The organism is Nostoc sp. 'Peltigera membranacea cyanobiont' 210A (assembly GCF_002246015.1).
In the GTDB taxonomy this organism is placed as follows: Bacteria; Cyanobacteriota; Cyanobacteriia; order Cyanobacteriales; family Nostocaceae; genus Nostoc.
The window spans coordinates 452,646-471,649 of the sequence record NZ_NOLJ01000002.1 but is presented as its reverse complement, the minus strand read 5'-3'; the positions used below and the strand labels follow the sequence as shown (position 1 = coordinate 471,649).

Here is a 19,004-nt window from a genome sequence, read left to right as displayed (position 1 = left end):
CATTTTCAGATAGAAGTGATTAAATAATAGTGCATTTACTGAGAATGACTTCCAACCCATTCTGTACCTGCTCAAGTTCTTCACGCTTTTGGTAAATCCACGTCTTTTCAGCCTCACGTTGTTCTAGAGTTTCACTGTGAGCCTTTTCCTGCTGTTCTAGGAGGTTTTCGTAAAGTGCGATCGCTTGTGCGATGACTCGACTAGCTGATTCAACTCGGCTATTAAAGACTGAGCCAATAATCTCATCTAACTTCGCGGGTAATTTATTTTTATTCATTGACTCATTAAATTTTTGAAATCCTATTTCAATTACTTTCCCCTTTATTTTGTCTTTTAGTCCATCAAAATCTAGCATTCCAAAACCAAACGAACCTGCAATTGCAGCAGCTACACTTGCAAAAATTACGGCAATAAATCCAAGCCCTGTAAATACCATTAATCCAGCAGCTAAAGCACCAATTCCAAGACCACCACCAATTCCTCCGAAACCTGTAAAGTCATCATTTATACCATTTATTGAAAGTTTAAGTTGTTGACTTAAATTTGTTTGTATATGCATATCTATGCTTTGAAATTCGCTTTGAATTGCATTTAACTCAGAAGCTATTTTTGCATCTAAATCTTCAATACTTTTGAGCAAAATGACATCTCTAAGTTTTTTATTTCCCCATATATCTATCTCTTGTGACATAGTTCCAGTAAATTTATTTATGTAGTCTTTAATAAGTTTGTCTTGACTAAAAACAGGACTATGTAACGAATCCCAGTGTTTACTTTGTTGAGTAATATTTTCTTTCAGTTCTTCACGCCACTTAGTCCATGAATCAGTAGCTTGCTTAATTACTTCTTTTTGTTGAATTTCTGCTAAGTTTTTAATTTTGATATCTCGTCCACTAGCTTCTCCTATGTTTTCCAATATTTTCTGCTTTTCTACTTCAGAAATTTTAATTTTCCCCTTTAAAATATCCTCAAATTGATAGAATCCATCTAAACTTTTTTGTACCACCCTATTTAGTTGAGTAATAAATTGCTTAATTTTTAGTTTTCCACTGTCAAAAGTCAGAAATTTATCAATAGACTGAGTAAAATTTTGGAAGGCTTTTAAATACTCATTTTCAGTTCCCTGTAATATTGCCTCCAGCGTAGCTTGAGCAGAAATTAAATGAACTCTGTTTTCACCTGCCACTATAGGATTTTCACCTTTTACAAATCTTTCGATTCTCTGTCTCACCTGCTCACGTCCCTTGTCACTACGCACTAAATCTATAAAATTTCCTACTACAAAAAGATTGTTGGCAGGTTCATTTGCTTTACCATAATTTAGTTGAGTTTTCACATCTTGGAGTAACTCGCGTTCTACTTGAGTTAGAGAACATGAGGCATTAGTTAGGAAAATAACTGCATCAGTATCTTTAAGAAGTTTTTGAGTTATCTTAGTGCGGTCAGGATGTTCATTTAATCCGGGAGAATCTACAATTTCTACCCCACTACTACATAACTCTAAATCAGGATGTTCAAAAATAATTTCATCAATTTGAGAATCAGCCAATTCATCACTTAGGCAATCTATAGCTGCATTCTCTGAAATCGTTGCCTTTAGTTGATATTCTTCAAAAGTAATCTCTTCCTCTGTTCCATTTTGATATCTACAAATTATTCGCTTTTGTATTCCATGTTTCAAAACTGTCACAGCGCCGCTACAAGGAATTTCTCTCACAGGTTGGATTTCTTCACCTAGCAAGGCATTCAGTAAGGTTGATTTTCCTTTACTAAATTCGCCTACAACTGCTAAACGAAACCGTTGTAATTTTATTTTTTTAGATACTTTTTCTATCTCTTCTATTAAAGTGTAAGGTAAGAAGCTACGCTCATTACAATCTTTAACTATTTGAGAGATTTGACCACAATAAGTTTCTAATTGCTTACGATTTTCCTGGAATTTTGCCAACTCCTTATAGGATATATTGCTATGGTGTTTAGTTATTTTGTGTTCTGGTTTAGCAGGTAGAGCGGCTAGCATATCACTTGCAGCCTTGACAAATATAGTATCCAGTTCCTGAAAGCGAGCAGGGCTGAGTAAAAAATGCACTTCATTTAAATCAACAGGCTCCACATTTTCTTGATGAGTAAAACCAGCTTCTAAAATTGCTAAATATTGCGGTTTAATACCTAAGTGCTTGGCAAGTATCTCCAAATATTTTTTCTCGTGGGGGTCAATTTCACCATCTGCTGCTGACATTTCATAGCCAAATCCAATTAACAAAAGCTTTTCTGACTCGGAAAGCGGAGCCGCCAATGCTAGTAAATTATTAATTTGCTTATAAACTTGATTATCTTTAACTCCCTTAATCATCAAATGTGTCAACTTACGCACATCACTTTCTGGATTACTAAATCGATAAAGGGTTGTCAGTAAACGTTGCTTTTCTGACTCTGCTACTGTGCCATCTACAAATATCACTCCCAAAAGCACCGTGACTAAATTTGCCAGAAATATTACGGGTGGTGTGAGATTCTTTTGAGTCAGTTTTTGTCCAGTAATCTGCGACAATAGCTCAACAGTCTGAGAGTTAAGTAGTGAAGTATCCATAAACTATGTAAGGCGAGAAGTTTTCAAGCTTAGTATTCCCAGGTTTAGACAAAATTAATTAATATACCGAATAAATACGGTTATCTTTACTTTTTTATACCAGTTAGGCTCAAGAAAATTAGCTTTTAGCAACCTAAAAATATGCTGTTTCAATTTGCGCCTGCAATTCAAGCTGGTATTGATGCTGGTAAATATCTACAAGTCTTTAGCAACGGAGTACCCTTAAGCATGGTTAGAGGAGCAAACGGGCAGTTTATTGCCCATGCTATTGGTGCTACTGTTAACAACAGCCCTTTATCTCCACTGATAGCAGCTTCAAATCTAGTAACGAGTGGGGCGCAGATGTATCAAACTCACCAAGGCTTTACAGCAGTACTGAATGGCTTGCAAACTATACAGACTAGCTTGGGTGTGCTGCAAGCAACTACAGCCTTGATTGGTGTGGGAACAATCGCAGGTGTAGCGTTGACAGCAGTAAACCTACACCAAACAATGAAATTAAGAAAAGAAGTAGAGCAAATGAGGCTGGAAGTCAAAAACGGTTTTATTGACTTGAAACAAGCCTTAAAAGGCCAAGGAGTAGAAATTAGACAAATAATCGAACAAGTAGCCCAAGATATAAAATTTGAGCAACATCGCACAGCTTTAGTGAGAGCGTATGGAGTGTTTATCCAGGCGATGAACCGCTTCCGTTCAGCGATGCAATTGCAAGATTTTAGCCGAAGAAACGCTGAGATTGATGGCGTGAGGGGAATGTTATTTACGGCTTTAGCGGATTACAGCAATCCGCATCTACTGGAAGAAACCTGTGCAGCTGGTCAACTACGCAGACTTGAATGCGCTTGGGCAATTGAACAGGCGATTGTTGCAACTTATCAAGTGCAGAATGAGGTTTCAGCAGTGAGCGATCGCCTGATCCTACTCCAAGATAAAATCTGTAAAGATGCTCTCACTGTGATTAATCGCTGCGAATCACATGATGAGCTTGATTTTCTGTTTCCCGAAATTATCCGCATTAAAAATCATGATTTAGCAGTATTGGATTCGTGGCAAAATCATGTTGACTGGATGCAATCGCTTCCTTCATCAGAATTAAAGCTTTTAAGTAGCGCTGATTTTAATAGTTCAGATACTCACTACTCCACAACCAATTTAGCAGAACCGCCAGAACAATTAGTATATGAGAGTTTAGCCGAAAAATCTCATTTCTATTCGCTTCGTGACCAGTTGTTATTTATATTTGAGCCTGAACTACGTCGAGAGTACGAATTTTATATTAGTGAACAAGCTGTAATTACTGGCTATAAAACATTAGTTACATCTAATTTGCAACAGGCATCAGACCTAACTATTGGTAATCTTTATTACTACTTTGAAATCAGAGATGAATCGAAAGATGAGACAGGGTTAGTTTCAGCTAACTAAAACAGCTACGGCAATTATTGAAACAAGTATTTTTGTAAAGTCCGCGTAGGCGGACTTTGTTTGTATATAGCAATCTTATATGAGTTGTGATAAATCTAGATAATGCAATAACTATTAATAGGTAAAAAACGAGTCACACTAAATTAACCCCTGAAGAGTGAAAGTAAAATAAAATTATCCTGTACTTTAACCCCATCATGGCTATCCCAGAACTCGAACAACAACTCCTTCAGCTTTCCCCCAACGATAAACTGTATATTATCCAATTCCTTGCTCAAAGCCTAACCACACACAACACCCACCCAGACCAACCCACCGAACTCTCAGAATTCTTCCGTCAATCACCCCTAACTGAACTCACCGAAGAACTCGACCTTAGCCGAGGCTTGACATTGCTAAAAACCCTCATTGAGTCCCTACAACCAGAAACTCAAACCGAAACCCCAGAATATCCCTTGACTAAATTCTATGGATGTATTCAAGATGAAACATTCTTTCGCCATCCCCAAGAACAACAACAAGAACGCGAACCCATCCTGTGAAATTTTTGCTAGATACTAACACTTGCATTATTTATATGCGTGGTAAAAATTCCACCTTAAAGCAGAAACTACAAACCACTGCTACTAAAGATATTGCCGTTTGCTCAATCGTCAAAGCTGAACTATTTTATGGCACAATGAAAAGTGCCAACCCAGAACGTAATCTTACCTTACAGCAAGAATTTTTAGCTCAATTTATATTACTACCGTTTGACGATCTCGCAGCAATGACATTTGGAATGATTCGATCTCAGCTAGAAATATTAGGCACTCCGATTGGAGCTTATGATTTACAAATTGCTGCCATCGCACTGATAAATAATTTAACCCTTGTTACTCATAACACCAGAGAATTTAAGCGGATTAATAACTTGCTGATTGAAGATTGGGAGATAGATAATTGAAAAACGACTGACTATAAAACATCATCTCACAACTTCCCGCGTAGGCGTAGCCCGCCGTAGGCATCGCTCTCTTGCATTACCTCAGGTATAAAATTACTCAAAGACTACTGTTCTATTACCATATACTAATACACGATTTTGTAAGTGCGATCGCACCGCTCTTGCTAATACAACTCTCTCCAAATCTTTGCCTTTTCTGACCAAATCATCCACTTCATCACGGTGACTAACTCGCACCACATCCTGTTCAATAATTGGGCCTGCATCTAAATCGGCTGTGGCATAATGAGCAGTTGCACCAATAATTTTTACTCCACGTTCAAAAGCTCGGTGATAAGGGTTTGCTCCGATAAAAGCTGGTAAAAATGAATGATGTATATTAATAATTTGCGGAAATTGATTAATAAAGTCTGCACTAACAATCTGCATATATTTTGCCAAGACAACTAAATTTATGTTGTACTTGCGTAATAATTCTAATTGTTGGGTTTCTTGTTCTGATTTATTATCTTTATTGATGGGAATGTGCTGGAAGTCGATGTTAAACTGCTCTGCAACTTCCTTTAAATTAGAATGGTTACTAATAATTAAAGGAATTTCAGCAATAAACTCTTTAGCGCGTTGTCGCCAAATTAAGTCAAATAAACAATGATCTTGCCGACTTACCCAAATAGCAATGCGTGGTACTGTATCAGAAAAACGTAATTCCCACTTAGCACCTAAAGGTTGTGCGATCGCATTAAATGCAGGGGCAATAAATTCTCGCGGTAAATTGAACCCATCTAGCTGCCATTCAATGCGCGTGAGGAATAATCCAGCAGCAAAATCTGTGTGCTGATCTGCATGGATAATATTACCACCGTTAGAATAGATGAAATTGGCAAATTTCGCCACCAGTCCCCTTCGATCGGGGCAGGAAATCAGCAATGTTGCTGTCGGATTTGTCATGGTAACTTAGAAAAACTAGTGAGATTTGAAGTAGAGTAGCACAGATGTGCTAACCCACTGTGCGTTACCGAAACATACCACAGAAACCGTAATTGCTTATTTACTATTTGTTGGAGTTGGTAAAGGGGTGCTGAGTCCAGGTAGTTTCTGACTATTATCTACAGGTTGTTTCCACTCTGATAGTTCCCGATTTACGGCATTTGCAAAATCTGTAGATACTAACAGCACATTTATATTACCATCGGGTTTAGCATTAGGGTCAGCTTGAGCATACAAGAAACGACCGTTAAAGTTAGATTTACCCAAAATCAACTGATGGCTTTGTCGGTTTTTCAGGGTGATATTAATAGTTGCTTGGGGTGGATCTAAGGCAAATTCTCCAAGCTCTTTTGCTGGAGTTGATAAAGTACGCTCGCTATTACCCTTGACTAACAAATCCATTAAATAAGAAACAATAGCGTCATTTGCTGGAGCCGATATCGGAGATTTGATTAACCACTTGGGGTTACTAGAAGATTCAGGGTTACGTTCCAGATTAAGAGTGATTTTGTTTGTCTTGACTGTTAAAGACTGCACATCATCTTCACCAAAAGAGAAAATTTTCTGCTTTTGCTCCTTAATTTCTTCTCGCTGAGTTGCACCCCGAATTTCATAGAAGTAAACAAAACCACCTAAACCCAGCGCTAGCAGTATTAAAATTAAAGTCGTTCGTGGCAATTTCATTTTTTAGTCATTTGTCATTTGGCATGGAAAAAACTCTTCTCCAGTCTCTACTTGTCACTCCTAACTCCTAACTCACTTCTTACCGTCGTTTCCACCAAATAATAACTGCGATCGCAAATCCAATTAAGGGTAAAACCAACAGAGATGACAATATTAAAAGATTAGCTTGTGTGTTTGTCAGGGTTATCCGGCGATTTTTCGGTTCTTTGGGACGAATGGAAAGGGGTTGCTGATCTTGTTGACTCAGCCAAGTAACTGAGTTGAGGAATACATCTCCATTTAATTGCTGTTGAAACAAACCATCGGTGGCGAAATCGGAATTTCCTAAAACTACTAACCGAGACTCAGTGGCTGTTTGAGATGAGGGGGTAGAGGGAGCAGGGGAGGCAGGGGAAGCAGGGGGAGCAGAGGGAGTAGGGGAAACCTTGCTTTGAGTGGTTGGTGATGGTAGGGGTAAGGCTTGCGGAGTTTTGGGGGAAGGGGAAGGAGTAGGGCTAGTCTTGCTTTGGGTGGTTGGTGATGGTAGGGGTGAAGGGATGGGGGAAGCTTGAGGAGTGGAAACAGGTTTAGCTGCTTGTTTTCTTGTTAAAGCAACACCCAAGGTTAGAGGCCCTTTGAGGTCTTTATCTGCATTAAACTCCAATTTTTCGCTTTGGAGGTCGCTTTCTGCCCAACTATTGGGGTAGGGTTTGGTTCGTAGCAGTGGAATAGCCTGAACACCAGGCACAGAGGTAATTTCCAGTGGTCTGGCAATCGGATAAAAGGAATTACCGTTACCGAAATCTTTGGTAATTGGATGTTGTCCATATTCTGTGACTAAGGGCGCAGCAGGGCCAAGTCCCACGACGCTTTCGCCAGAGACATCGACTGCTAAACGATTATCTAGACGAACACCCCACTCTTGTAGCAAGCTGTTAAGTTTGGGATCGGTATTCGGATCGATCATCAGCAGTAAGTTACCGCCGCGATTAAGATATTCTTGCAAAGCTTTGACTTCACCCTCAAACAGTCCTCGTTTGGGGCCAGCTACTATCACTACAGCCGCATCTTGAGGAACTTTGGAAGTTTCTCCTAAATTCAGAGGTGATGTTGTAAAGTTTTTATTGCCTAATCCCTGAACTGCTTGTGATATTGCACCTTTACCAGCCGAAAGTTGGCGTTCGCCATGACCTTGTAATAAGTAAACTTTGGCTGTGGTTGAATTTGTTAGTTGTTGCAGACGACCAGTTAATCTAATTTCTGATAATCGCTCATTTTCATTTATCGTCTGTACTAATTGTCGTTTATCGCCAGATTCTAAATAAACTTCTCCATAATCTTTTACACCAAACTTTTCTGCAAGTCCTGGTCTAGCTTGGGGGTCGATATACTCATATTTAAATTTTGAGCTTTGGCGCTGATAATTTTCTAGCAGTTCTCGGTCTTGGGGATTTTGATTAATATCAAATACCCACACTTTAACTGGCTGTGGTAAAACTCTTACTAATTCACGTGACTGGGGTGCAAGAGTAAATAATTGAGCCTCTGTTAAGTCTGCCCGCAAGTGATAGCGAGTCCCCAAAAAGTTAATCAATCCTAGAATTGCTAGTACTGCCAAAGTTGCCACTAGCGCATTAGTTCCAGCTTGGGTAGAACGACGGTTCCACCAGTTACTCTGGTAGCTTTGCCATATTATCCCCAACCCACTAATAACAATTCCCGTAATCAGAAATATTAATGGAATTGATCCCCACTGTTCAGAGACTAATCCAACTGTTAAGCCGACAGTAATTAGGAATGGGCCTAACCAAAACAGATATTTCCACAGTTTCTTTTTTGCAACTATTTTCATAATTTGTCATTTGTCATTTGTCATTGGTCATTTGTCATTGGTTATTGGTCATTGAGCGTAGGTCATTGAGCGTTGGTCTAAAAATAGTGACAAGTAAAAATATATGGGCGAAAATTGAGTAATTAAAAAGAAGATAAGCAATGCAACTGAATAAATGGCGACAAAGCGTTTCCAAGAATTACAAGTTTATCAATTATCAGAACAATTAGCAGATAACATTTGGAAAATTGTTGAAGGATGGAACTTTTTTGCAAAAGATACTATTGGTAAACAGATTGTTCGTTCGGCAGATAGTATTGGAGCCAATATAGCAGAAGGTTTAGGAAGAGGTAGTTTTCAAGAAAATAGACGTTTTATCAAAATAGCAAGAGGTTCTTTGAATGAAACTCAACATTGGTTAAGACGGGCTTACACTCGTAACCTTTTAACTACTGAACAGATAAATGCAATCAAAACAATCATTAACGAACTAGCACCCAAATTAAACTCCTATCTAAACTCAATTGGCAATGTACCAGATGACCAAGGACAAATGACAAATGATAAATGACTATTGCCTTTGAAAACGCAGTGCATCAATTGATTGAGCTGTGAGAAAGATGCCCAAAAAAATGTAACTGGCAAATAAAATTAAAGCGCTAGTATCAAAAATACCTTGGATTAAAGTGTTGTAATGTTTCAGCAACGATAGATAACCTAAAGCTTCGCCTACAGGGCCAGGGACAATTTTAGCGATTAAATCAATCAATAACAATAATAAGATTACTGCAAAGGTAAAAACGGCAGACAAAATTGTGCTGTCTGTTAATGAGGAAATAAACATTCCTACAGATAAAATTGCTGCTGCTAGTAAGATTAATCCAATATGACCCAGCAAGGGAATTGAGGGTGTCATTCGTGGATTTGAACCGCTGATGGCGATCGCTTCCAACACTAGCATAGGTAAAACCATTGTGATAAAAAATGTGATCGTGCCTAATAATTTACCTACAGCTACCGCCCAATTGGTGATTGGTGAGGTGGCTAATAATTCTAAAGTGCCCCGCTTCCGTTCTTCGGCATAGAGTCCCATTGAGAGTATTGGCAGGATAAACAACAATAGCCATCCCATACGATCTAAAAATGCTCGGACAAATTCGTAGGGGACATCTATCGGCGGTACTGGTACTCCCAGCTGTTGCCCTTGTGCATCTATTGCCGCAACTCCTACCAAAATGCCATCTGGCCCTAGCAAAATCATCACGAAGAATAACCCGGCAATTAACCAAAATATGCCTGCGATCGCATAAGCTAAAGGCGATACAAAATAACTCTGTAACTCTCGGCGATAAATGGCAATAATATTACTCAGCACTACACCCATTTACGCTGCTCCTTCTTTGTCTGCTGCTAAGTCTACATCAGGATCGAAATTCTTTTCTTCTGTGGTTAGTTGCAAGAATACATCTTCTAAGGTGGCGTTAACCCGCCGCAGTTCATGTAAACCAAATCCTGCACGCACTAATGTTGTGGCAATATCCTTTCCTGGTTCTTTTCCTGGTTGCGATATCACCCGCAGGTAAGCGCGGTTTTCCTGGGGTTGATGTCCGTGGATTCCGGCTGTCGGAATTGATTCTATCAGGCTCACACCCGCGACTTTTTGCAATACCTGTTTCGCTAGGGCAGCTTCTCCTTCTATTTCCAATTCATACCCTGAACCACCTGTCAACTGAGTCATCAGGTTTTCTGGTGTATTAGTTGCCACCACTTTACCGCGATTGATAATGGCGACGCGGCTACAAGTCATGCTCACTTCTGGCAGAATGTGCGTGGAAAGAATAACTGTGTGAGTACCAGCAAGGCTTTTAATTAAATTCCGCACCTCAATTATTTGTCGAGGATCGAGTCCAACGGTGGGTTCATCGAGAATGATTGCTGGTGGATCGTGGACGATCGCTTGAGCAATTCCTACTCTTTGGCGGTATCCTTTAGAGAGTTTGCGAATAATCACCCGCCGCTTCTCTTCTAAGTTGCAGCGTTCGATGGCGGCTGTCACCTTATTGGGGCGATCGCCTGCTGGAACTCCCTTAATTCGGGCGACAAAATGCAAAAATCCCTCCACCGTCATGTCTGGATATAACGGTGGTGTTTCGGGTAAATAACCAATGCGTTGGCGCACAGCCAGAGAATTTTCATGGACATCATAACCAGCAATCCGAGCATTTCCATTAGTTGCCGGTAAATAACCAGCCAGAATCCGCATGGTTGTGGTTTTTCCAGCGCCATTGGGGCCCAATAATCCTAAAATCTCCCCAGGTTCGACGCTAAAGGTGACATCAGTAATCGCTGGGGTAGAGCCGTATATTTTACTCAGATGTTCAACTTCAATCATCCGTATAGTGGCGATCGCAAATTATAGAATACCCAATAATCTTAGATCGCAATATTGAGTATGGGGGACTGGCACTAAGATTAGCCGACAAAGGGTAAAGTTCCTGAAAAACCTCTTTAGGGACTTCCAAATAAAAAAAATCCCAAATTTTCTTGTGGTATGGGTGTCCTCACCCGTCCCATAATCGATGGTGATGAATTCGTAATTCTCCTGGAAGGTATTTCTGGTATTGAAAAAGCTATTCAAATTACTGAGCAGATTCTAAAAGATTTTCAAACACCATTGATACTTAATGATTCGGAAGTGGTTATCAGTACAAGCATCGATATTGTCTTAGGAACAAATAAGTCAAATTATAAGTAGGCGATCGCGTTGTGATTATCTCTAATACTTAAGTAAATATCCTGACAATATCAATTGTTTAGTTATGCATTCAAATTTCAATATTGATGTCTACCAAATAAATAGTAGTCTGGCAATTAATGACCAATAGCCAATATTTTATATTTGTTTATATCCTGAACCAGATATTATTATATAATTTTTGTTATAAATTAGTTTCGTGTTTGTATTTAGTATTTTAGATTAGCAAAACAGTGCCATTTATCTTGATAGATCGAGCTAAACTTTTCTTTTACATACCAGATAGCTAACAAATAGACCTCTAGCAAAAGAGGTTTTTATAACTCAGCAAAAATCTATCTGGAGATAAGTTACTGAAATTTACAAACTAGCTTAGGGTATATAGAGCTTCTGTAATGAGTATTGGTTGTTCCAAAAACTTTTCATGCCCCATATTCATTATTCTCAGTTACTGCGTTATGGCATCGTTGTATTAATTGTCGCACTTGCACTAGTGCTAATGTTGATGCTAGACCCTTGGTTAAACATGAGTGGAACTCCTTTCCTGCTGTTTTTTAGCGCTGTAATGTTGAGTGCTTGGTATGGTGGTTTGAAGTCAGGGTTGTTAGCAACTTCTTTGTCTGCGTTACTGAGCAACTACTTCTTTCTCCCCCCAGTTTATGAGCTGAGTTTTGACTTATCTAATTCTGTACGAATTGGGTTGTTTGCATTACAAGGATTGCTCTTTAGTATCTTATGTGAGGCATTAAAGACTGCTAAAAGAGGATCTGATAGAAATCTGCAACAGCTGAGAGTTAGTGAAGAAAGATTTCGATTAGCGTTAAGTAGTTCAGATATCGTGGTTTTTCAGCAGGATCGTGATTTGCGATATCAGTGGATTCATAATCCTCAAGGACTAGACACTGCTGAGGAAATGTTAGGTAAGTCTGATGATGAATTATTTCCAGCCTCAGTAGCAGAGCAATTGCAGGTAATTAAACTAAAGGTAATAGAGACTGGTGTTGCAACCCGTGAAGAAGTTTGTCTGACAACTTCTGGAAAAGACTGTTTTTATGATTTGCTAGTTGAACCACTAAGGGATGCAGACAATAGCATTTTAGGTATTACCTGTGCAGGTGTGAATATTACAGAGCGCAAGCAGGCTGAGGAAAGACTCCGCTATATTGCCCAAATTAGTAGTTTACTCTCTACTTCGCTAGATTATGAACAAACCTTAGAACAGATCGCTAAAATCTCAGTTCCCCAATTAGCTGATTGGTGTAGCGTCGATATTTTAAATGAAGATGGTTCCATTCGTCGCCTACCCATTGCCCATGCAGACCCATCGAAAGCGGAGTTGGCGCGTAAACTTCAAGAGTATGTGACAGATTACAAGGGTGCAAGTGCAATTACTAGAGTACTGCAAACCGGGCAAAGCGAATTGATCTCAGAGGTATCTGATTCGCTATTAGTGGCGGCTACTCAGAATCAGGAACACTTAGAACTTGTTCGGCAATTGGGGATGAAGTCTGTAATGATTGTGCCGTTAATCGCAAAAGGGCGAGTACTCGGCACTATCAGCTTTGTCACCGCAGAATCAAACCGTCGCTACGATCGCACCGACCTAACTTTAGCAACAGATATTACCCATCGTGCTGCCTTAGCAGTAGAAAATGCCCAACTTTATCGAGACATCCAGCAAGCTTTAGTCCATTATGCCGAATCTCTATCTCTTTTAGATGCGTTGCTAGAAGCGGCTCCTGTTGCCGTATGCTTTTTGGATCGGGAACTGCAATATATCCGCATTAATCAAGTTTTCGCTGACATTAACGGTTTAACTATAGAAGAACATCTAGGACGCAAATTTAGGGAAGTTTTGCCAGCGATGGCGGCTGAGTTAGAGCCACAGTTACAGCGCGTGTTAGATACTGGAGAACCCCTGCTGAATATGGAAATCAGTGGTGAGACAAGAGGACAACTAGGACGTTACGGTTACTGGCTCGGCAACTATTACCCAGTTCATAACGCAATGGGTGAAACGGTAGGAATTGGCATTATTTTGGCAGATGTGACAGCAGCAAAGCAAACAGAAGTTGCTTTGCGAGAAAGTGAAGAAAGGTTTCGGGCAATGTTCAATCAAGCCGCTGTTGGTATTACTTTAGTAGGGTTGGATGGACGATTTCTGCAAATTAATCCTGCCCTATGCGAAATTACTGGGTATAGCCATGAAGAGTTAATTCAAATGAACTTTCAGGAAATTACCCACCCTGACGACTTAGAAGTTGATTTGGAAAATGCTCGGCGAGTTGTAGCAAAAGAAATTAGTGGTTATTCCTTAGAGAAGCGCTACATCCGCAAAGATGGTTCCATTGTGTGGGTAAATCTAACTTCATCAGCAGTTTGGGATGCTAATGGACAACCAATGTATGCATTAGGGATTATTGAAGATATTAGCCATCGCAGACGAGTTGAAGCCACACAAAACTTTTTAGTCGAAGCCAGCACCTTACTAGCTGCCTCATTAGATTATGAAATCACCTTGGAAAGTGTGGCAAATCTAGCAGTCCCAACTTTAGCCGATTTGTGCATTGTAGATGTCTTTGAGGAAGATTGGTCAAGTAAACAAATTGCGATCGCAATTGCCGATCCCACAAAACTGAATATTTTAGACGAAATCCGACGGCGTTATCGACCCAAAACCCAAGCCAAACAGCTTGTACGGCAGCTAAAGCTAGGAATATCTGTTTTTTATCCCGAATTATCTGACTCTAATCTTGTAGAGATGTCTGAAGACAACGAACATCTGCAATTGCTGCAAAGTCTGGGTATTCGTTCTCTAATGGTGATTCCAGTTCGTTCTCGCGGGCAATTATTTGGAGCAATCTCCTTTTTTACCGCCGAATCTGGTCGGTACTATCAACAAACAGACTTGGCTTTAGCAGAAGATATTGCGCGACGGGCAGCGACAGCCATCGACAACGCCAGACTTTACCAGGAAACTCAACGGTCTGTCAACCGCACAGTACTTTTACAAAAAATAACTGCTGCCTTCTCGGAAGCCTTAACTCCCCAACAGGTGGCTGATGTAGTGGTGAACCAAGGCATTGCCGCCTTGGAAGCTACTGGTGGTTCCGTTGTCTTACTTACTGAAGGAAATACTACCCTAAAAGTTGTGCAAGCAATTGGCTATCCGCAAACACTCATAAATACTTGGACAAGTTTTCCGCTAACAGCACCTAACCAAATAGCAGAAACAGTCAGAACTGGGCAGCCGATTTTTTTAGAAAATTTAGCAGCCATGATTGCTAGATATCCCGACTTAGCAGATGTTGTGACTGTGATAGCGAATAATGCCTGGGCTTCCATTCCCTTGATAGTAGAAGGTAAAGTAATTGGGGCTTTGGGATTAAGCTTTACTCCTCTTCAAATATTTAATCAAGAAGACCGGGGATTTATGTTGACACTGGGACAGCAGTGTGCGCAAGCCATCGCCCGCGCTCAACTTTACGAAGCTGAAAAGACTGCTAGGGCAGAAGCCGAGACAGCCAACCGCATTAAAGATGAATTTCTCGCTGTCCTTTCCCATGAACTCCGAACTCCCTTGAATCCGATTTTAGGGTGGGCAAAGTTACTCAGAACCCGCAAGTTCGACGAAGCTACTAGAATCCGAGCATTGGAAACCATCGAGCGGAATGCCAAGTTACAAACCCAATTGATTGGAGATTTACTTGATGTTTCGCGGATTTTGCAAGGTAAAGTCAGCTTAAATCTCCATGCAGTGGATTTGAAAATAGCGATCGCAGCTGCACTAGAAACGGTGCGTTTAGCAGCAGAAGCCAAATCAATTCAAATTCAAATCATCTTAAGTAATGATATCGGCAAAGTTCTCGGCGATGGCGATCGCTTGCAACAAGTGATGTGGAATCTCCTCTCCAATGCCGTTAAATTCACACCCGCAGAGGGACAAGTAGAAGTGCGTCTACAGCAAGTTGGTTTAGACGCTCAAATCCAGGTAATTGATACAGGTAAAGGAATCAACCCGGAATTTTTACCCTACGTCTTTGATTACTTCCGGCAAGCAGATGCTAAGACAACCAGAGTTTTTGGTGGATTGGGATTGGGACTGGCAATTGTACGTCATTTAGTAGAACTTCATGGTGGCACAGTCCAGGCAGAGAGTCTGGGAGAAGGACAAGGAGCTACCTTCACAGTCAAACTACCTTTGCTCAAAAATTCTGAGTTGCGAGTTAGCAGTAGTGAGGCTTCTCAAGCAGAACTCAGTACTGAGGAGACATTACTGGCTGGAGTACAAATCCTGCTTGTGGACGATCAAGCCGATGTGCGAGAATTTTTTAGCTTTGCACTGGAACAATATGGCGCGACAGTAACGGCAGTTGAATCAGCAGATGAAGCGCTGCAAACATTAGTGCAATCCCAGCCAGATATCCTCTTAAGCGATATTGGAATGCCCTTCATGGATGGCTATATGTTGCTACGCGAAGTGAGAAAATTACCGCCAGAGCAAGGCGGACAAATTCCTGCGATCGCTTTAACTGCTTATGCTGGAGAAATTAATTACAACCAAGCAATGGCAGCAGGATTTCAAAAACATCTACCTAAACCCGTCGATCCTGTGGATTTAGCCGCAGCGATCGTTAGTCTCATTGGCAACACTGCATCTTGAGAGTAAATAAACTCTTAAATTTCTCTTTTTTCCTTTACAAATTAAATATGTATTTTTTATTTTTCTTCAGAAATTTGCCGTTTGCAAATTGATGTTATACATTGGTGCTCAGGTTTTAATCAGAGATTTATTTACCAATGAAAACCCAACAGTTCAGTTCAACAACCCTACAAAATAGACCTACCAAGACCAAAAAACAGTCTTTTCCTGGTAGGAGTATTGGTACTCCTAAAGTACCATTTCATAAATGCCATAAAATAGTACAACAACATGAGTTACTTAGTGACTGGGAACACGCGAGTTAATTTAGTAACGTACTATAGCTAGCTACGATCTAGGCTGATGTACTACTCTCGGTATGCAATCAGTCATTAACTGATACAAATTCTCTATGAAGTTGCACTTAATAACGAGGTGATGATATAATTCCATCCACAAATAGAAGCGTAGTTTACCGCCGTAGGTCTTACCCTGAGCCTGTCGAAGGGCATCGCTTCTACTGAGATGGAACCCTTGAACCTGTTTTAACTTCCGTCTTAATTCATCTTTAGGCCCCTCGCTTTTTCACCATCAAATTTTCTTAGCACCTTGGTATCAAGAAATGGAAAAGTATTTAGTCACCAAAGAAGAGATTGAGTCTTATAAAGGACTAGAAAAAACACATTTTCTCAACTCCAATGCTCGCAGACTGAATAAGTCTTTAGGGGATTTGACAGGTTTAAAAAATATCGGTTTCCACATCATTGAAGTAGAGCCTGGACGTGAATCAACGGAGCTTCATCTGCACTATCACGAAGAAGAGTGCGTATACGTTCTTGAGGGAGAAGCTGAGGCAACAATTGGAGAAAGCGTTTATCCAGTTAAAGCAGGAGATTTTATTGGATATCGCGCTGGTGGTAAGCCGCACAACCTGAAAAACACGGGCAATTCTATATTCAAATGTATAGTAGTTGGTCAAAGGCTAGACTATGATATCGGTGATTATCCAAATTTGCAGAAGCGTATATATAGAAGCAAAGGTTTAAAGTGGAATCTGGTCGATATGGAAAATATAGCTGAACCAGTAGCAGGTAAGAAGGCATAACAGGTAGAATGCATTTCCTCATGATTTATTTGGCTCTATTGCCATGAGCCAACAATCTGAGTATTCTCCTTCATGCAGTTCATTTGCCGGCAATAGCTTTACTTTCACAAAACCACATTTTTCATAGCAGCGAATAGCACGATAATTATCAACGTGCGGATCTATGACATTGATAGCAACTAATATAAGTTATAAGAAATATCTATCTTCTGACATAAGTTGTGAAAAAAGGGAAATTTCATTTCTGCTTTCTAAGAATGAAATTCCCCTTATACCCTTATAAGACCCTTGAAATCAGATAGTTATCCACAGGTGAAATTTACTTAGTTTCCGCCAGATACAACAGATTTATTATGTATCGCAGTATCTTCGGGCTTTCTCTGCCATTTGCCATCATTGCCTGGTTCGTATTCATTTTTTACACTATTCCAAGCAATATCAAGCGCACCCTCTTCACTCAAAGCATCACTTTGAGCAGCATTAAATGCCGCAACGAAAATTTGTTGTGCGTGTTCAGGCAGTTGTCCTTTGATTTCTTCAGATAATTCATCTATTTTGTTATAAGGCATGAACTCACTTCGATTATCTCAACTTAAGTTCATCCTAAACAAGTGGTAATCTAATTTCCTCTTTCTCTAAGTAGAGAACCAAATAATCATACTTTTGGCTGAGTCAAACAATTTTTAAATCAGCGATGCAATAATATTAATACTCATAGCTAAAATTGTGGTATTGAAAAAGAAGGATAATATGCCATGTAACAGAGTCAAGCGTCTCATATCGGATGATGTTGTCTGCACATCTGAAACTTGACTGGTCATGCCGACTACAAATGAATAATATAAAAATTCCCAGTAGTCTGGATAGTCGTTATGAGGAAAATCTAAACCTCCGATGATTTCTTGACTATGATTACGATTAATATATTTGTAATAGCTGTGTGCATATTGCACTGCAAACATCGTATGCACTAGTAACCAGGAACCGACAATGGTCATAATTGAAAGTATGACATGTAGGGTAAGCAGAATTGTTGACAACCCTTTTTTATCAGTTAATAAAAACCCAATAGCTAAAACACTGGCACAAGCCGCAGCAATCACCAGCAGAAATATAGCCAAATGTCCTTCATATTCACTCTCAGCATAACGGCGAATTTTTTCTGGGTTAGCCTTGGTCATTTTCCACCAAGTTATAGCTAAGAAAAAGTCAATACCGGAGTTCCAAGCGCAGAGAATGCGAGTAGGTAAGTGCAGAGAATCCGGCAGGATTACTAAAACTAATACAGCGAGTCCGATAGCAACTATCAGTCGGGGTCGGGAGTCAAAATCTTTAAATAAATTAAGTTTCACAAATATTGCGATCGCAGAGTTTAACTAATTCGTAATTCATAATTTTCGGTGAAATATCACACCACATTTCACAATCGTCATTCCAGATTTTACTGTGGTCTGAATCCACATAAGTAGATGGACAAAAATATTTACAACCATTGTAAACTCAGTGAATCAATCCAATAATCTGCGAATGTCTCACTCGTAATCACATTGTGTAATTAATTTTGCCCAACTACTTACTTATCCCAGTCTTTAATCTCCAATCCTTAGTTCAATTACAAATTAATTGAACTTGGCTCTAATCGTCTCTATTCGTTGACGATTAACACCCAAATCGCTCTGACCTAAACGTGAAGCTGAACGCACATGGATAACATTAGCATTCCGGTCTAGATAAAATTCTACATCATCCACAAATCCCAGTAAAGCACTTTTAAATTCTGCATATAAATAATCTTGGCTTTCGGTAATGATTTTGGTTCTTGGTAAAGACTCAATAATCTGTTTAAGATTAGTAATTGCTTCTTCTGGAGTAGATGTAAAAGTCAGTGGTGCAATTTGGTGAGATGCATCTGGACTCTGACTAGAAACGCAGTTAGGGGAATTAGGGCAGGATGCTAATTTCCCGTTGCTAATACCTAAATTATTTGGTCGTTTGCCAGCAAAAACCATAATTATGTGTCCGGGTAAGTGAATAAATATACTCTCACATATTTGTTTGAA

At 39.8% G+C, this 19,004-nt stretch carries 16 protein-coding genes and 1 pseudogene; 7 read left to right on the top strand and 10 right to left on the bottom strand.

The window, feature by feature from the left end:
• Positions 1 to 19: 19 nt before the first annotated feature.
• Complete coding sequence (locus CDG76_RS06925) at positions 20 to 2,590, bottom strand: dynamin family protein (protein ID WP_094348312.1); 2,571 nt, start codon at positions 2,588 to 2,590, stop codon at positions 20 to 22.
• 141 nt (positions 2,591 to 2,731) lie between these two features.
• On the opposite strand from CDG76_RS06925, the gene CDG76_RS06920 reads away from it, so the two are divergent.
• From CDG76_RS06920 to vapC, 3 genes are all read left to right on the top strand, one after another.
• Positions 2,732 to 4,015: a hypothetical protein gene (locus CDG76_RS06920; RefSeq protein WP_094348311.1), complete on the top strand. Its 1,284-nt coding sequence runs from the start codon at positions 2,732 to 2,734 to the stop codon at positions 4,013 to 4,015.
• A 197-nt stretch (positions 4,016 to 4,212) separates the two neighbouring features.
• A complete protein-coding gene (locus tag CDG76_RS38190; RefSeq protein WP_223265167.1) occupies positions 4,213 to 4,557 on the top strand; it encodes a hypothetical protein in 345 nt (114 codons plus the stop codon).
• Positions 4,554 to 4,961 (top strand): type II toxin-antitoxin system tRNA(fMet)-specific endonuclease VapC, encoded by a 408-nt coding sequence (gene vapC, locus CDG76_RS06910; protein WP_094348310.1) that lies wholly within the window; start codon positions 4,554 to 4,556, stop codon positions 4,959 to 4,961. The genes CDG76_RS38190 and vapC overlap by 4 nt, the downstream gene beginning before the upstream one ends.
• Before the next feature lie 93 nt (positions 4,962 to 5,054).
• Here the strand turns inward: vapC and purU are convergent, their stop codons facing one another.
• From purU to CDG76_RS06895, 3 genes are all read right to left on the bottom strand, one after another.
• On the bottom strand, positions 5,055 to 5,909 hold the full coding sequence (gene purU, locus CDG76_RS06905; RefSeq protein ID WP_094348309.1) for a formyltetrahydrofolate deformylase: 855 nt from the start codon (positions 5,907 to 5,909) through the stop codon (positions 5,055 to 5,057).
• Positions 5,910 to 6,005: 96 nt separating this feature from the next.
• On the bottom strand, positions 6,006 to 6,632 hold the full coding sequence (locus tag CDG76_RS06900) for a DUF4340 domain-containing protein (RefSeq protein WP_094348308.1): 627 nt from the start codon (positions 6,630 to 6,632) through the stop codon (positions 6,006 to 6,008).
• Between the two features lie 79 nt (positions 6,633 to 6,711).
• The gene (locus tag CDG76_RS06895) at positions 6,712 to 8,463 is read right to left on the bottom strand and encodes a GldG family protein (protein ID WP_094348307.1); all 1,752 of its coding nucleotides are present in this window, start codon (positions 8,461 to 8,463) and stop codon (positions 6,712 to 6,714) included.
• 154 nt (positions 8,464 to 8,617) lie between these two features.
• On the opposite strand from CDG76_RS06895, the gene CDG76_RS06890 reads away from it, so the two are divergent.
• Entirely contained in the window at positions 8,618 to 9,013 is a 396-nt protein-coding gene (locus tag CDG76_RS06890) for a four helix bundle protein (protein WP_094348306.1), read from the top strand.
• On the opposite strand, the gene CDG76_RS06885 is transcribed toward CDG76_RS06890, so the two are convergent.
• Positions 9,014 to 9,826: an ABC transporter permease gene (locus tag CDG76_RS06885; RefSeq protein WP_094348305.1), complete on the bottom strand. Its 813-nt coding sequence runs from the start codon at positions 9,824 to 9,826 to the stop codon at positions 9,014 to 9,016.
• Positions 9,827 to 10,834 carry an ABC transporter ATP-binding protein gene (locus CDG76_RS06880; RefSeq protein WP_094348304.1) on the bottom strand — a complete coding sequence of 336 codons (1,008 nt, stop codon included), beginning with the start codon at positions 10,832 to 10,834 and terminating at the stop codon, positions 9,827 to 9,829.
• A 159-nt stretch (positions 10,835 to 10,993) separates the two neighbouring features.
• On the opposite strand from CDG76_RS06880, the gene CDG76_RS06875 reads away from it, so the two are divergent.
• From CDG76_RS06875 to CDG76_RS06865, 3 genes are all read left to right on the top strand, one after another.
• Positions 10,994 to 11,197: a diguanylate cyclase domain-containing protein gene (locus CDG76_RS06875; RefSeq protein WP_143854037.1), complete on the top strand. Its 204-nt coding sequence runs from the start codon at positions 10,994 to 10,996 to the stop codon at positions 11,195 to 11,197.
• A gap of 424 nt (positions 11,198 to 11,621) precedes the next feature.
• Positions 11,622 to 15,860 carry a PAS domain S-box protein gene (locus CDG76_RS06870; protein ID WP_094348303.1) on the top strand — a complete coding sequence of 1,413 codons (4,239 nt, stop codon included), beginning with the start codon at positions 11,622 to 11,624 and terminating at the stop codon, positions 15,858 to 15,860.
• Positions 15,861 to 16,461: 601 nt separating this feature from the next.
• Positions 16,462 to 16,944: a cupin domain-containing protein gene (locus tag CDG76_RS06865; protein WP_094348302.1), complete on the top strand. Its 483-nt coding sequence runs from the start codon at positions 16,462 to 16,464 to the stop codon at positions 16,942 to 16,944.
• An 18-nt stretch (positions 16,945 to 16,962) separates the two neighbouring features.
• Here the strand turns inward: CDG76_RS06865 and CDG76_RS39575 are convergent.
• From CDG76_RS39575 to CDG76_RS06845, 4 genes and pseudogenes are all read right to left on the bottom strand, one after another.
• Positions 16,963 to 17,112, bottom strand: a pseudogene (locus CDG76_RS39575) (GNAT family N-acetyltransferase); the annotation flags it as partial.
• A 155-nt stretch (positions 17,113 to 17,267) separates the two neighbouring features.
• Positions 17,268 to 17,513: a ChaB family protein gene (locus CDG76_RS06855; protein ID WP_094348301.1), complete on the bottom strand. Its 246-nt coding sequence runs from the start codon at positions 17,511 to 17,513 to the stop codon at positions 17,268 to 17,270.
• Between the two features lie 114 nt (positions 17,514 to 17,627).
• On the bottom strand, positions 17,628 to 18,296 hold the full coding sequence (locus CDG76_RS06850) for a DUF1345 domain-containing protein (RefSeq protein WP_094348300.1): 669 nt from the start codon (positions 18,294 to 18,296) through the stop codon (positions 17,628 to 17,630).
• 267 nt (positions 18,297 to 18,563) lie between these two features.
• The gene (locus CDG76_RS06845) at positions 18,564 to 18,953 is read right to left on the bottom strand and encodes a DUF1499 domain-containing protein (protein ID WP_094348299.1); all 390 of its coding nucleotides are present in this window, start codon (positions 18,951 to 18,953) and stop codon (positions 18,564 to 18,566) included.
• Between the last annotated feature and the right edge of the window lie 51 nt (positions 18,954 to 19,004).

Excerpts from the sequence above, each read along its gene's own strand:
- CDG76_RS06855 (WP_094348301.1), bottom strand. The coding sequence starts at position 17,513 with ATGCCTTATAACAAAATAGATGAATTATCTGAAGAAATCAAAGGACAA.
- CDG76_RS06885 (WP_094348305.1), bottom strand. The coding sequence starts at position 9,826 with ATGGGTGTAGTGCTGAGTAATATTATTGCCATTTATCGCCGAGAGTTA.
- CDG76_RS06900 (WP_094348308.1), bottom strand. The coding sequence starts at position 6,632 with ATGAAATTGCCACGAACGACTTTAATTTTAATACTGCTAGCGCTGGGT.
- CDG76_RS38190 (WP_223265167.1), top strand. The coding sequence starts at position 4,213 with ATGGCTATCCCAGAACTCGAACAACAACTCCTTCAGCTTTCCCCCAAC.
- CDG76_RS06875 (WP_143854037.1), top strand. The coding sequence starts at position 10,994 with ATGGGTGTCCTCACCCGTCCCATAATCGATGGTGATGAATTCGTAATT.
- CDG76_RS06845 (WP_094348299.1), bottom strand. The coding sequence starts at position 18,953 with ATGGTTTTTGCTGGCAAACGACCAAATAATTTAGGTATTAGCAACGGG.
- CDG76_RS06865 (WP_094348302.1), top strand. The coding sequence starts at position 16,462 with ATGGAAAAGTATTTAGTCACCAAAGAAGAGATTGAGTCTTATAAAGGA.
- CDG76_RS06920 (WP_094348311.1), top strand. The coding sequence starts at position 2,732 with ATGCTGTTTCAATTTGCGCCTGCAATTCAAGCTGGTATTGATGCTGGT.
- CDG76_RS06870 (WP_094348303.1), top strand. The coding sequence starts at position 11,622 with ATGCCCCATATTCATTATTCTCAGTTACTGCGTTATGGCATCGTTGTA.
- CDG76_RS06890 (WP_094348306.1), top strand. The coding sequence starts at position 8,618 with ATGGCGACAAAGCGTTTCCAAGAATTACAAGTTTATCAATTATCAGAA.
- CDG76_RS06925 (WP_094348312.1), bottom strand. The coding sequence starts at position 2,590 with ATGGATACTTCACTACTTAACTCTCAGACTGTTGAGCTATTGTCGCAG.
- CDG76_RS06880 (WP_094348304.1), bottom strand. The coding sequence starts at position 10,834 with ATGATTGAAGTTGAACATCTGAGTAAAATATACGGCTCTACCCCAGCG.
- CDG76_RS06895 (WP_094348307.1), bottom strand. The coding sequence starts at position 8,463 with ATGAAAATAGTTGCAAAAAAGAAACTGTGGAAATATCTGTTTTGGTTA.
- purU (WP_094348309.1), bottom strand. The coding sequence starts at position 5,909 with ATGACAAATCCGACAGCAACATTGCTGATTTCCTGCCCCGATCGAAGG.